This is a genomic window from Bradyrhizobium sp., assembly GCF_049798375.1.
Lineage (GTDB): Bacteria > Pseudomonadota > Alphaproteobacteria > Rhizobiales > Xanthobacteraceae > Bradyrhizobium.
On the sequence record NZ_JBARGP010000352.1, the window covers coordinates 1 to 13,398 of the forward strand.

Here is a 13,398-nt window from a genome sequence, read left to right on the forward strand (position 1 = left end):
GCTCGGCCGTGCGCCCGGCGTCGCCGCCGGACCGGACGAGGATGACGGTCCGCGCCAGATCCGCCGTGGTCCCGGCGGCGTCGCACGCCCCGTCATGGCCCCGAAGACGACCGCCAAGCCGGCACCGGCGAAGCAGCGTGGCCGCCTGACGGTGGTCACCGCGCTGACGGCCGACGACGTGCGCGAGCGCTCGATCGCCTCGTTCCGCCGCCGCACCCAGCGCCTCAAGGGTCATGCCGCGAACGAGTCGAAAGAGAAGCTGATCCGCGAGGTGATCATTCCGGAGGCGATCACCATCCAGGAGCTGGCCAACCGCATGTCCGAGCGTGCGGTCGAGGTGATCCGCATGCTGATGAAGCAGGGCGCGATGCACAAGATCACCGACGTGATCGATGCCGATACCGCTCAGCTGATCGCCGAGGAACTCGGCCACACCGTCAAGCGCGTGGCCGCCTCCGACGTCGAGGAAGGCCTGTTCGATGTCGTCGACGATTCCAGCGATACCGAGCCGCGTTCGCCGGTCGTGACCGTGATGGGCCATGTCGATCATGGCAAGACCTCGCTGCTCGACGCGCTGCGCCACGCCAACGTGGTGTCGGGCGAAGCCGGCGGCATCACCCAGCATATCGGCGCCTATCAGGTGACTGCGCCGGACTCCGGCAAGAAGATCACCTTCATCGACACGCCCGGCCACGCCGCGTTCACTGCGATGCGGGCCCGCGGCGCCAAGGTCACCGACATCGTGGTGCTGGTGGTCGCTGCCGATGACGGCGTGATGCCGCAGACCATCGAGGCCATCAACCACGCCAAGGCGGCGAAGGTGCCGATGATCGTCGCGATCAACAAGATCGACAAGCCGGACGCCAAGCCCGAGCGTGTCCGCACCGAGCTGCTGCAGTACGAGGTGCAGGTGGAATCGCTCGGCGGCGAGGTCGTCGACGTCGAGGTCTCCGCCAAGAACAAGACCAATCTCGACCGCTTGCTCGAGATGATCGCGCTGCAGGCCGATATTCTGGACCTCAAGACCAATTCGGATCGTCCGGCTGAAGGCACCGTGATCGAGGCCAAGCTCGATCGCGGTCGGGGTCCGGTGGCCACCGTGCTGGTCCAACGCGGCACGCTCAAGGTCGGCGACATCATCGTCGCCGGCGCCGAGATGGGCCGCGTCCGCGCGCTGATCTCGGATCAGGGCGAGAGCCTGCAGGAAGCAGGCCCGTCGGTGCCGGTCGAGGTGCTCGGCTTCAACGGTCCGCCGGAAGCCGGCGACCGTCTCGCCGTGGTCGAGAACGAAGCCCGTGCCCGCCAGGTTACCGGCTATCGTGCCCACCAGAAGCGCGAGAACGCCGCCGCCTCCGTCTCCGGCATGCGCGGTTCGCTCGAGCAGATGATGTCGCAGCTGAAGACCGCGGGCCGCAAGGAATTCCCGCTGGTCATCAAGGCCGACGTGCAGGGCTCGCTGGAAGCCATTCTCGGCTCGCTGGAAAAGCTCGGCACCGACGAGGTCGCCGCCCGCATCCTGCATGCCGGCGTCGGCGGTATCAGCGAGTCGGATGTCACCTTGGCCGAAGGCTTCAATGCCGCGATCATCGGCTTCTCGGTGCGAGCCAACAAGGAAGCCGCGGCGCTCGCCAAGCGCAACGGCATCGAGATTCGCTACTACAACATCATCTACGACCTCGTCGATGACGTGAAGAAGGCGATGAGCGGTCTCTTGGCCCCAACGCTACGCGAGACCATGCTCGGCAATGCGCAGATCCTGGAGGTGTTCAACATCTCCAAGGTCGGCAAGGTCGCGGGTTGCCGCGTCACCGACGGCACCGTGGAACGCGGCGCCAATGTGCGCCTGATCCGCGACAACGTCGTCGTTCACGAAGGCAAATTGTCGACCCTGAAGCGCTTCAAAGACGAGGTGAAGGAAGTGCAGGCCGGCCAGGAATGCGGCATGGCCTTCGAAAACTACGGCGACATGCGCCCCGGCGACGTCATCGAATGTTATCGCGTGGAGACGATCCAGCGCTCGCTGTAAGTCCGAATCTTACGAGCGTTGGAATGCAAAGGAAGCCGGTGGTCCGCAGCAAGCGCGGGGCACCTCCTTCCCTTTTTGAACTCGATATCTCTTTGAACTGAAGAGAGAGTCGTCGAACTCATCAGGATTGGCCTCGAGCCGCCCGCGCAATCCGCGCGGGTGGTGACCATTGGATCTTTGAAAATGCCTCGCCATCATCAGAAAGGCAGCGCCGCACCCGGCGGCGGATCGCAGCGACAGCTGCGCGTCGCCGAGACCGTGCGCCACGCTGTCGCCGAGATTCTTGCACAGGGTAGTGCGCACGATCCCGACCTCGAAGGCCACATCATTACGGTGCCCGAGGTGCGGATGTCGCCGGACCTGAAACTCGCGACCATTTACGTGATGCCGCTCGGCGGACGCGACACGGAGACCGTGGTCGCAGCGCTGGAGCGCAACAAGAAGTTCCTGCGCGGCGAACTCGCGCGGCGCGTTAACCTGAAATTTGCACCCGACATTCGTTTCCGCGTCGACGAACGATTCGACGAGGCGGAACGGATCGAGAAATTACTGAGAACACCCGAGGTGCAGAGAGACCTTAATTCGGATTCGGATGAGACCTGATGACCATGCCCCCCGAAACCGGCGCGATTGATGTGACAATCGCCGCGGCAGACGACGTCAAAAAAAATAATTTCGCGAGCGAGCGTGCGCCGCGCGACAACAACGATCCGCGCAACAAGCAGCGCCAGAATAACGGCCAGCCACGCCGCGACCGTCGTGACATCCATGGCTGGGTCGTGCTCGACAAGCCGATCGGCATGACGTCGACACAGGCCGTCGCCGTGGCGAAGCGGCTGTTCCAGGCCAAGCGTGCGGGCCACGCCGGCACGCTCGATCCGCTGGCTTCGGGCGGGCTGCCGATCGCGCTCGGCGAAGCCACCAAGACCGTTCCGTTCGTGATGGATGGCCGCAAGCGCTACCGCTTCACGGTGACCTGGGGCGAGGAGCGCGATACCGACGACACCGAGGGCCGCGCGGTGCAGACCAGTGAACAGCGCCCGAGCGAGGAGGCGATCCGTGCCCTCCTGCCGCGCTTCACCGGCCTGATCGAGCAAACCCCGCCGCGCTATTCCGCGATCAAGATCCAGGGCGAGCGAGCCTATGATCTGGCGCGCGACGGCGAGGTGGTTGAGCTGGCCCCGCGGCCGGTCGAAATCCACGAACTGACCCTCGTGGAACAACCCGATACCTCCCATTCGGTCTTTGAGGCCGAATGCGGCAAGGGAACCTATGTCCGGGCGCTCGCCCGCGACATGGGCCGCCTGCTCGGCTGTTACGGCCATATCAGCGCGCTCCGGCGGACCCTGGTGGGCCCATTTACCGAGAACGACATGATTCCGCTGGAACAGTTGGAGGCTTTATGCAATAGAGCCGCGTCCGGCGAGGGTAGCTTCGCTGACGCACTCCTGCCCGTTGAGACCGCGCTGGACGACATCCCGGCACTGGCCGTCACTCGGGCTGATGCGGCAAGGCTCCACCGGGGCCAGGCCGTTTTGTTGCGCGGACGGGATGCGCCCAATAGTAGCGGCACAGTCTATGTCACGGTCGCAGGCCGCCTTCTGGCGCTTGCCGAAATTGGCAATGGCGAACTCATCCCCAAGCGCGTGTTCAACCTGACCGGACTGACAGCCAGCTCCGGTCGCAACGAAAGAGATTGACGATGTCGGTGACCGCAGAGCGCAAAGCGGAAATCATCAAGGCGAGTGCCACCAAGGCCGGCGATACCGGTTCGCCAGAGGTGCAGGTCGCGATCCTGTCGGAACGCATCAACAACCTGACCGGCCATTTCAAGACCCACGGCAAGGACAACCACTCCCGCCGCGGCCTGCTGAAGCTGGTGTCGACCCGCCGTTCGCTGCTCGACTACCTGAAGAAGAACGACGAGGCGCGCTACAAGGCGCTGCTCGAGAAGCACAACATCCGTCGTTGAGCTTTTGTTCGGAATAGGCGCGCGCCTTCGAGCGCGCGTTTTTGCATGATCCTGCGAAAGGCCGAACCTGGCTCTCGTGCGTCGGGATCGTGCGTTGAAAGGCAAAGCCGGACACGCTGGATCAGCAATCCAGCCGGCTTTGCAGACTCTGCAGTACGCTCCAGCAGCAATCCGGCCGCTGGGCGTAACGGGCAAGATGCCCGTTACTTACGGGAAGGATGGACGCCATCCGAAATGCGAAAACCATGGCAGGATCGCCGGACGCTGATTCCGTTTCAGCGTCCCGCAATCTTGCGCATGGTTTTTGTGTTTCTGGGGCACTGTCCTTCGCCGACCTCATGAAAGAAGATATCAATGTTCAATAAGCATTCCGTCGAGATCGACTGGGGTGGACGCCCCCTCAAGCTTGAAACCGGCAAGATCGCTCGCCAGGCCGACGGCGCCGTGGTTGCCACCTATGGCGAGACCGTGGTGCTCGCGACCGTCGTCGCCGCCAAGTCGCCGCGCGAAGGCGTCGACTTCCTGCCGCTGACGGTGGATTACCAGGAAAAGACCTATGCCGCGGGCCGCATTCCCGGCGGCTATTTCAAGCGCGAAGGTCGCCCGACCGAAAAGGAGACGCTGGTCTCTCGCCTGATCGACCGCCCGATCCGCCCGCTATTCGTCGACGCTTGGCGCAACGAGACCCAGGTGATCGTGACCGTGCTGTCGCACGACATGGAGAACGATCCGGATATCGTGGCGCTGGTCGGCGCGTCGGCTGCGCTGACGCTGTCGGGTGTGCCGTTCAAGGGCCCGATCGGCGCCGCCCGCGTCGGCTTTGCCAATGACGAATACATCCTCAATCCGACGCTCGACGAGATGACCGACACCCAGCTCGATCTGGTGGTCGCCGGCACCTCGGATGCCGTGCTGATGGTGGAATCGGAAGCCAAGGAGCTCAATGAGGACATCATGCTGGGCGCCGTGATGTTCGGCCACCGGCATTTCCAGCCGGTCATCAACGCGATCATCGAGCTCGCCGAGAAGGCCGCCAAGGATCCGCGCGACGTCAAGGTGATCGACAACAGCGAGATCGAGAAGGACATGCTCGGGCTCGCCGAGCAGGACCTGCGCGCAGCCTACGCGATCCCGGTCAAGCAGGAGCGCTATGCCGCGGTCGGCGCCGTCAAGGAAAAGGTGATGGCGCACTTCTTCCCGGAAGGGCAGGAGCCGAAATACGACAAGCTCCGCGTCGGCGGCGTGTTCAAGGAACTGGAAGCCAAGATCGTTCGCTGGAACATCCTGGACACCGGCAAGCGCATCGACGGCCGCGACTCCAAGACCGTCCGCAACATCGTCTGTGAAGTCGGCGTGCTGCCGCGCGCCCACGGCTCGGCGCTGTTCACCCGCGGCGAGACCCAGGCGCTGGTCGTGACCACGCTCGGCACCGGCGAGGACGAGCAGTACATCGACGCGCTGTCCGGAACGTACAAAGAGACGTTCCTGCTGCATTACAACTTCCCTCCCTACTCGGTCGGTGAGACCGGTCGCCTCGGCGGCACCAAGCGCCGCGAGATCGGCCACGGCAAGCTGGCCTGGCGCGCGATCCGTCCGGTGCTGCCGCCGCATCACGAGTTCCCCTACACGACGCGCGTGGTCTCCGAGGTCACCGAGTCCAACGGTTCGTCGTCGATGGCGACCGTCTGCGGCTCGTCGCTCTCGCTGATGGATGCCGGCGTGCCGTTGAAGCGGCCGACTGCGGGTATCGCGATGGGCCTGATCCTCGAAGACAAGCGCTACGCGGTGCTGTCCGACATCCTCGGCGACGAGGACCATCTCGGCGACATGGATTTCAAAGTCGCCGGCACCGAGAACGGCATCACCTCGTTGCAGATGGACATCAAGATCGAGGGCATCACCGAGGAGATCATGAAGGTCGCCCTCGGTCAGGCCAAGGACGGTCGCATCCACATCCTGGGTGAGATGTCAAAGGCCCTGACTGCGGCCCGCGCCGAGCTCGGCGAATACGCGCCGCGCATCGAAACCTTCAAGATCCCGACCGACAAGATCCGTGAAGTGATCGGCACCGGGGGCAAGGTGATCCGCGAGATCGTCGAGAAGACCGGCGCCAAGATCAACATCGAGGACGACGGCACCGTCAAGGTCGCCTCCAACGACGGCGAAGCCATGAAGGCCGCCATCAAGTGGATCAAGTCGATCGCCTCCGATCCGGAGGTCGGCCAGATCTATGACGGCAACGTCGTCAAGGTGATGGAGTTCGGCGCCTTCGTGAACTTCTTCGGTTCGCGCGACGGCCTCGTCCACATCTCCCAGCTCGCCGACAAGCGGGTGCAGAAGACCACCGACGTCGTCAAGGAAGGCGACAAGGTCAAGGTCAAGCTGCTCGGCTTCGACGACCGCGGCAAGACCCGGCTGTCGATGAAGGCGGTCGACCAGACCACCGGCGAGGACCTCGAGGCCAAGCAGAAGGCCGAAGGCGGCACCGACGCGCCGCGCGAGGCCGCCGGCGAGTAAGCCGAGCCACGATCGAGACATCAAAGGGCGGCCTCTCGGGCCGCCCTTTTTGTTTTTGCTGTTACACCGCAACTGTGGCTACAGTTTTGGAGATAGAGCACGTGCTTCGCCACGCCGTCATTGCAAGCGAAGCGACGTGTCCGCCATAGCCCGAAGGGCGACGGCGGAAGCAATCCAGAGCTGAGCAAGGATTCTGGATTGCTTCGTCGGGGCTGTAAGTTTTTAGACAAAAACGTGAACAAGGTTCTTGCTTCGATTCGGTTTCAGACTCGATCTGTTACGAAACTTGTTCTCGTTTCTGTCTATTTCCTGACAGCTCCGTCGCTTCGCTCCTCGCAATGACGGCCTTCACGTCTTGATCGAAACCGCTTCCATGCCCCTGATCATCCGCCCCGCCCTTCCTGACGAATACGACGCCATCGCGAAGCTCTGGATGGAAAGCTGGTGCTCGACCGGGCTGGAGACGCCGAGCGAAAAACTGCTGACCATCTTGAAAGAACGTCTGCCGCGCGAAGTCGCGGAAGGCTGGAGCCTCTACGTCGCCGATGACGGCCGTCACCTCGCCGCGATGCTCGCGGTGCATGTGCCAAAACTCTATCTCGACCAGCTCATGATCGCGCCGTCATATCAGGGCCAGTCGCTCGGCCGCCGCCTGCTCGGCTTCACCCGCCAGCTGCTGCCGAACGAGATCTGGCTGCGCTGCGCGCAGGGTAACGAAAAGGCCTGGCGCTGGTACGAGCGCGAGAATTTCGTGCTGGAGAAGGAAGAGGTCGATCCGACCCACGGCCGAATGATGAAATATTATCGCTGGAAGCGCGAGGCACACGCCTGATGGGCGTGTTTGCAACGCTTCGCGCGGCGGAACCTTTTTCTTGCGACACGCGCGAACACGCTCTAGCTTCAGTGTACCCAAGCCACCCGTCGCGAGTTCTTCGAGTATGTTGCGTATCCTCGCCGTTGTCCCGATCACATTTGCCCTGCTTGCGCCTTCATACGCGCAAGCGCCGACCGCTCAACCGGTTAACCCCGCCAAGCCTGTAGCAAAGAAAGCTGCTCCGAAGGCTAAACCGAAAGTGGCCAAGCCGGCCGCGACGGAGACCGGTCCCTGCAGCCTGGGCGTCGTCTCCGCGATCGGAAATCGCTTCGAGGTCGACAAATTTGGCGTGACGGTGTTCGAGACCGAAGTGAACGAAGTGTCGATCGATGCGTGGGGTCTCGACGATCTGGTGGTGGCGCACGCCCGCGCGGCAAACGGCGGCGCACCCGGTGTTCGGAAGATCGCGGTCCCGAAAGACGCGTTCGAACTTTACTACCACCCGAAATCGATATTCTCGCCTGGTCCTCGGGTGACCCTGCCGCAGATTGTCCGGGACATCACGGCCAATGCGAACTGCCAGCGCTATCTCGTCGTCACCACGTTCAACGGAAAGATCCCGGGTACCAACCTGGAGCTCAACGGTATCGGTACCTATAATCAGGGGCTCGGCTCGATCATCCGGCATTCGCATCTGTTCGCGAACATCCAAATCAGCATGCTCGATGGGCAATCCTACGAAAAGGTCGGCAGCTTCGGCGCAGACATCGGCTCGCGGCTTGCCGAAGACATGAGGATCACCGAGGACCCCCTCAAGAAGCTCGACAACGTCGATTTTCCCGACCCTCCTGCGAGCGCACCGGGCAGCAACTTGCTTCGCGATCGGATCCGAACGCTCGTTGCAGCGCAGCTCGACCGGGACTTGCCGCGTTATCTCAAGGCGGAATGAACCGGTGTGCCGATCGACAAACCCGCCTGCGGCGGATCAACCGCCTGCTCGCGTAAGCAGGCCTCACTCCAGCGGCAAATTCTCCGGGCGTGGCTGCAGCACGATGTTGAAGCCGGAATCGACGTAGTGGATCTCGCCGGTGACGCCGCCGGAGAGATCCGACAGCAGATAGAGCGAGGAGCCGCCGAGCTCGTCAAGCGTGACGCCGCGGCCGAGCGGCGAGTGCTTCTGCTGATAGGCGAACATCGCGCGCGCATCGCCGATCACGGAACCGGCGAGCGTGCGGATCGGACCAGCCGAAATCGCGTTGACCCTGATGCCTGACGGACCGAAATCGGCGGCGAGATAGCGGACCGAGGATTCCAGCGCCGCCTTGGCGACGCCCATCACGTTGTAGTTCGGCATCGCCCGCATCGCGGCGCCGAAGGTCAGCGTGATCATCGCGCCGCCGTTGGTCATCAGCGGCGCCGCGCGCTTTGCTACTTCCGTGAATGAGAAGCACGAGATCAGCATCGTGCGCGCGAAGTTCTCGCGTGTGGTGTCGGCGTAGCGGCCGCGCAGCTCGTTCTTGTCGGTGAAGCCGATCGCGTGGACCACGAAGTCCATCGTACCCCAGCTCTTGCGAAGCTGCTCGAACATGGCATCGACGCTGGCGATGTCCTCGACGTCGCAGGGCAGCACGATGTCAGAACCGACCGACTGCGCCAGCGGCTTCAACCGCTTGGCCTGCGCATCGCCCTGATAGGTGAAGGCCATCTCGGCGCCATGGGCTGCGAGCGCCTTGGCGATGCCCCAGGCGATGGAATGATCATTGGCGATGCCCATGATCAACCCGCGCTTGCCCTTCATCAGCTCATGCATGCGTCGTCACTCTCCACGTCGTCAGGCCGTCATTGTGTCACGAAGCGCCCGAACACGCCAATGGCCGGGACGGTCCCCGCGTCCATCGACGGCGGCCGCCCGGCCATGATTGCGAGCGGACATCATTGTCCGCAGATGGAAACGTCAGGCGTCCAGCTGTTTGAACACCAGCGTGGCGTTGGTACCGCCGAAGCCGAAGGAATTGGACAACACCGTACCGAGCTTCGCGTTGTCGATACGCTTGCGCACGATCGGCATGTCCGCAAACACAGGATCGAGCTCGGTGATGTTGGCGCTCTCGCAGATGAAGCCGTTCTTCATCATCAGAAGCGAATAAATCGCCTCCTGCACCCCGGTGGCGCCGAGCGAATGGCCCGTGAGCGCCTTGGTCGCGGCAATCGGCGGGCATTTCTCGCCAGTGCCGAACACCTTGCGGATCGCCTCCATCTCCGGCGGATCGCCGGCCGGCGTCGAGGTCGCGTGCGGGTTGATGTAGTCGATCTTCGTATTCACGGTCGACATCGCCATCCGCATGCAGCGCTCGGCGCCCTCGCCCGACGGCGCCACCATGTCGTAGCCGTCGGAGGTCGCGCCATAGCCGACGATCTCGGCATAGATCTTGGCGCCGCGCGCCTTGGCGTGCTCGAGCTCCTCCAGCACCACGACACCGGCACCGCCGGCAATGACGAAGCCGTCGCGCGTCACATCATAGGGACGCGAGGCCGTGGCCGGGGTGTCGTTGTGCTTGGACGACATTGCGCCCATCGCGTCGAACAGCATCGACAGCGACCAGTCGAGCTCCTCGCAGCCGCCGGCAAACATGATATCCTGCTTGCCGTACTGGATCATCTCGTAGGAATTGCCGATACAGTGGTTGGAGGTCGCACAGGCCGACGAGATCGAGTAGTTGACGCCCTTGATCTTGAACCAGGTAGCGAGCGTGGCCGACGCCGTCGACGACATCGCCTTCGGCACTGCAAAAGGCCCAATGCGCTTGGGACCCTTTGTCCGGGTGATATCGGCAGCCTCGATCAGTGTCCGGGTCGAGGGACCGCCCGAGCCCATGATGATACCGGTCCTGATGTTGGAGACCTCGTTCGGCTGCAGGCCGGCGTCCTGGATCGCCTGCTCCATCGCGACGTGATTCCAGGCTGCGCCTTCGCCGAGGAAGCGCATCGCGCGACGATCGACCACGTCAGCCGGATTGAGCGTCGGCGCACCTTGCACCTGCGAACGGAAGCCGAGCTCCGCGTATTTCTCGGCGCGGGAAATGCCGGACTTCGCCTCATGCAGGCTCGCCAGCACCTCCTGGCTGTTGTTGCCGATGGATGAGACGATGCCCATCCCGGTGATGACAACCCGCCTCATGTCAGCCTCACCTTACCCTTGTGTTCCTGCGCCATCGCGCATCGATGCCAATCACTTAACGATGCAATGTGCCTATGAGGTCCCGCCCAATTCAAGTTCAAGACGGCGCCGCGCCCTGTTTGAACAGACCGACCTTCAGATCCTTGGCGCGATAGATAATCTCGCCGTCCATGGAAAGCCACCCGTCGGCAATACCGAGCACTAGCTTTGAGCGCATCACGCGCTTGATGTCGACGTTGTACACAACCTTGCGGACGGTCGGCACCACTTGGCCGGAGAACTTCAGGTCGCCCAGACCCAGCGCCCGGCCGCGGCCCTCGCCGCCGCTCCAGCCGAGATAGAAGCCGACCATCTGCCACAGCGCGTCGAGCCCGAGGCAGCCCGGCATCACCGGATCGTTCTTGAAGTGGCAGCCGAAGAACCAGAGGTCCGCCTTGACGTCGAGTTCGGCGCGTACCAGGCCCTTACCGGATTCACCGCCGGTGTCGGAAATCTCGGTAATGCGGTCGAACATCAGCATCGGCGGCAGCGGCAATTGCGCATTACCGGGCCCGAACAGCTCGCCGCGACCGCAGGCCAGCAACTCCTCATATTCGTAACTGCTGCGCCGATCCAGCATACCAGATAGCCTCTCTCAACATCCTGATTAAGCATTTCGCGAAGAAGTGGACCCGCTCCGCCTCCCGGACGCGCCCGGTACAATAGCGCTGGCGCGAGTGGCTTTGCCGCAATACCCTTTCCGCATGCCAGCCGGCATCCGACAGGCGCGAAAATGGGTCAAATCGGGTCCGGGCGCTCTCTAACATAGGCGATCTCAGCGGCAAAGCGCCGCGACCGGGTAAATCGCCGCAGCAGGCTGCGGTTCGGAGGCGAATTCACTTTAGGAGCCTTCTAGATGGGTACCAGTTGCGACTAGCTTGCATCTGTGGGCCGTTCTCCCTATATCGGTTTAGTAGTGCGAATTCGCGGTGTTTGACGTGGACCTTGGCAACAACGTACCGGATCATGACCGGGCCGATTCAGAGATCTTGAGTTCCGGGCGACAGCCGGCGCTCAACGGCTGCCCGTGGCATGACGTCAATGAAATGCTGCAATCGGCAGGCCTGCGGCCGACCCGGCAGCGCATGGCGCTCGGCTGGTTGCTGTTCGGAAAAGGTGCACGCCACCTCACGGCCGAAATGCTCTACGAGGAAGCGACGCTGGCGAAGGTTCCGGTGTCGCTCGCGACCGTCTATAACACGCTGAACCAGCTCACCGATGCCGGTCTGCTCCGCCAGGTCAGTGTCGACGGCACCAAGACTTATTTCGACACCAACGTCACCACTCACCACCACTTCTATCTCGAGAACAATCACGAACTGGTCGACATTCCCGATCAGCATCTGGCGTTGACCAAGATGCCGGAAGTGCCCGACGGCTACGAGATCGCCCGCATCGACATGGTGGTGCGGCTGCGCAAGAAGCGCTGAGCTTTTCTCTCTGTGGAGATCCTGATGGCCGGCTTTGCCGGCCATTTGTATTTTGAGCGAGCTCCTTACTGAACTCCGGAACCGCGTGGTATTGCGCCGTTCGCGACGGCCTCGCGGCCTGGTCGGGCGCGACGTCAGTTCACCTGCTCGTCGGAATAGACGCCCCACAACCGCTGCTGCTCGATCCAGCCGTCGAAGCCGGAGCCTGAGATGTGGCACCAGCTTGCATTGCACTTCTTCACCTGGGCGATGACGCCGGCCTGCAGTTTTGCTGTGACCTCGCTGGTCTTGTCCGCGCTCTCGTAGAGCGCGGCGAGATCGTCCTTGTGCTTCATGGTGACGACCGCGGTGCGGCGGCCGGACAGCAGCGAGTGATAGACCCAGCCTTCGGAGCCTTCGGAATCGCGCACGCGGCGCCAGTTCTCATATTCCGCGGTGATCTCCACCGGCAGGCCGGTGCGGGTATAGACCCAGGCAACGTCATTGTCCTTGGTCGGACCGGCGCGGACATTGACGTGATCGGACTTCAGGCTGACATAGCGCGGCACCGGCAGGCCGGATGTCGTTGGCACGGAATCCCTGGCCGACGCCTGCGCGTCGAGCGCGACACAGGAAAGACATGCCGCGAGCACCAGCAAACAACGAAAACGCCCAAACGCCATCGAACTCAAACCCACTCTATCCCTGCGGCATTGACGCGTCCGCGTACGGGTGCGCCATGCTCCGCCAAATCCCAATCCGTCGCGAGGCAGCCATCATTCACGAGGGCTTGCCGCGGTTCCCGTCGCGGCTTCTTGTCTTGGCCCGGCCTTCTGATACAGAGGACGGAACGCAAGCAGCCAGGACGCGTCCGAACGCAAAACTGGCGAATGTCAGGGCCAATTGCACCGCCCCGAGGAAACGCCCGGTTCCGACGACACTGGTAGTTTCGGCGAACCCGGTTAATGGGGTCTGAACGATCTCATGAGAGATGGACATGTCGCTTAGGAAAAAACCTCTCGTCGTCGTTACACGCAAGCTGCCGGATTCGATCGAGACGCGCATGCGCGAGCTGTTCGATGCGCGGATCAATCCGGACGATACCCCGATGAGCGCGGAGCAACTCGCCGAAGCCGTGCGCACTGCCGACGTGCTGGTGCCGACGGTGACCGACCATATCTCCGCCGACATCCTCAACGCGCCCGACTGCAAACTCAGGCTGATCGCTAATTTCGGCAATGGCGTCGACAACATCGACGTCACGGCGGCGCATGCCCGCGGCATCACCGTCACCAACACACCGAAGGTGCTGACCGAGGACACCGCCGACATGACCATGGCGCTGATCCTCGCGGTGCCGCGCCGGCTGATCGAAGGCGCCGATATCCTCACCGAGGGCAAGACCAACTGGGCGGGCTGGTCGCCGACCTGGATGCTCGGCCA

12 protein-coding genes and 1 pseudogene are annotated in these 13,398 nt (G+C 62.9%); 9 read left to right on the forward strand and 4 right to left on the reverse strand.

The window, feature by feature from the left end; genetic code table 11:
- The 7 genes from infB to WA702_RS14830 form a co-directional block, all read left to right on the forward strand.
- Nucleotides 1-2,026, forward strand: a 2,026-nt coding sequence (gene infB, locus WA702_RS14800; RefSeq protein WP_425111281.1) for a translation initiation factor IF-2, incomplete at its 5' end; no start/stop codon positions are given.
- Nucleotides 2,027-2,209: 183 nt separating this feature from the next.
- Nucleotides 2,210-2,629 carry a 30S ribosome-binding factor RbfA gene (gene rbfA, locus WA702_RS14805; protein ID WP_425111289.1) on the forward strand — a complete coding sequence of 140 codons (420 nt, stop codon included), beginning with the start codon at nt 2,210-2,212 and terminating at the stop codon, nt 2,627-2,629.
- The gene (truB, locus tag WA702_RS14810) at nt 2,629-3,726 is read left to right on the forward strand and encodes a tRNA pseudouridine(55) synthase TruB (RefSeq protein ID WP_425111282.1); all 1,098 of its coding nucleotides are present in this window, start codon (nt 2,629-2,631) and stop codon (nt 3,724-3,726) included. The genes rbfA and truB overlap by 1 nt, the downstream gene beginning before the upstream one ends.
- A gap of 2 nt (nt 3,727-3,728) precedes the next feature.
- Nucleotides 3,729-3,998, forward strand: coding sequence for a 30S ribosomal protein S15 (gene rpsO, locus WA702_RS14815; protein ID WP_231318025.1), 270 nt, complete (start codon nt 3,729-3,731; stop codon nt 3,996-3,998).
- Between the two features lie 354 nt (nt 3,999-4,352).
- Nucleotides 4,353-6,515, forward strand: coding sequence for a polyribonucleotide nucleotidyltransferase (gene pnp, locus WA702_RS14820; protein WP_425111283.1), 2,163 nt, complete (start codon nt 4,353-4,355; stop codon nt 6,513-6,515).
- A 373-nt stretch (nt 6,516-6,888) separates the two neighbouring features.
- Nucleotides 6,889-7,347: a GNAT family N-acetyltransferase gene (locus tag WA702_RS14825; protein WP_425111284.1), complete on the forward strand. Its 459-nt coding sequence runs from the start codon at nt 6,889-6,891 to the stop codon at nt 7,345-7,347.
- A 106-nt stretch (nt 7,348-7,453) separates the two neighbouring features.
- Nucleotides 7,454-8,278 (forward strand): hypothetical protein, encoded by an 825-nt coding sequence (locus WA702_RS14830; RefSeq protein ID WP_425111285.1) that lies wholly within the window; start codon nt 7,454-7,456, stop codon nt 8,276-8,278.
- 63 nt (nt 8,279-8,341) lie between these two features.
- Here the strand turns inward: WA702_RS14830 and fabI are convergent, their stop codons facing one another.
- From fabI to fabA, 3 genes are all read right to left on the reverse strand, one after another.
- Entirely contained in the window at nt 8,342-9,139 is a 798-nt protein-coding gene (gene fabI / locus WA702_RS14835; RefSeq protein WP_425111286.1) for an enoyl-ACP reductase FabI, read from the reverse strand.
- A gap of 144 nt (nt 9,140-9,283) precedes the next feature.
- Nucleotides 9,284-10,507 carry a beta-ketoacyl-ACP synthase I gene (fabB, locus tag WA702_RS14840; RefSeq protein WP_425111287.1) on the reverse strand — a complete coding sequence of 408 codons (1,224 nt, stop codon included), beginning with the start codon at nt 10,505-10,507 and terminating at the stop codon, nt 9,284-9,286.
- A gap of 97 nt (nt 10,508-10,604) precedes the next feature.
- Nucleotides 10,605-11,126 (reverse strand): bifunctional 3-hydroxydecanoyl-ACP dehydratase/trans-2-decenoyl-ACP isomerase, encoded by a 522-nt coding sequence (gene fabA, locus WA702_RS14845; protein ID WP_425111288.1) that lies wholly within the window; start codon nt 11,124-11,126, stop codon nt 10,605-10,607.
- Between the two features lie 406 nt (nt 11,127-11,532).
- Between fabA and irrA the strand changes: the two genes are divergently transcribed.
- Complete coding sequence (gene irrA, locus WA702_RS14850) at nt 11,533-11,976, forward strand: iron response transcriptional regulator IrrA (protein WP_425111290.1); 444 nt, start codon at nt 11,533-11,535, stop codon at nt 11,974-11,976.
- 134 nt (nt 11,977-12,110) lie between these two features.
- Here the strand turns inward: irrA and WA702_RS14855 are convergent, their stop codons facing one another.
- Entirely contained in the window at nt 12,111-12,638 is a 528-nt protein-coding gene (locus WA702_RS14855) for an SH3 domain-containing protein (protein ID WP_425111291.1), read from the reverse strand.
- A 314-nt stretch (nt 12,639-12,952) separates the two neighbouring features.
- Between WA702_RS14855 and WA702_RS14860 the strand changes: the two are divergent.
- Nucleotides 12,953-13,398, forward strand: a pseudogene (locus WA702_RS14860) (D-glycerate dehydrogenase); the annotation flags it as partial.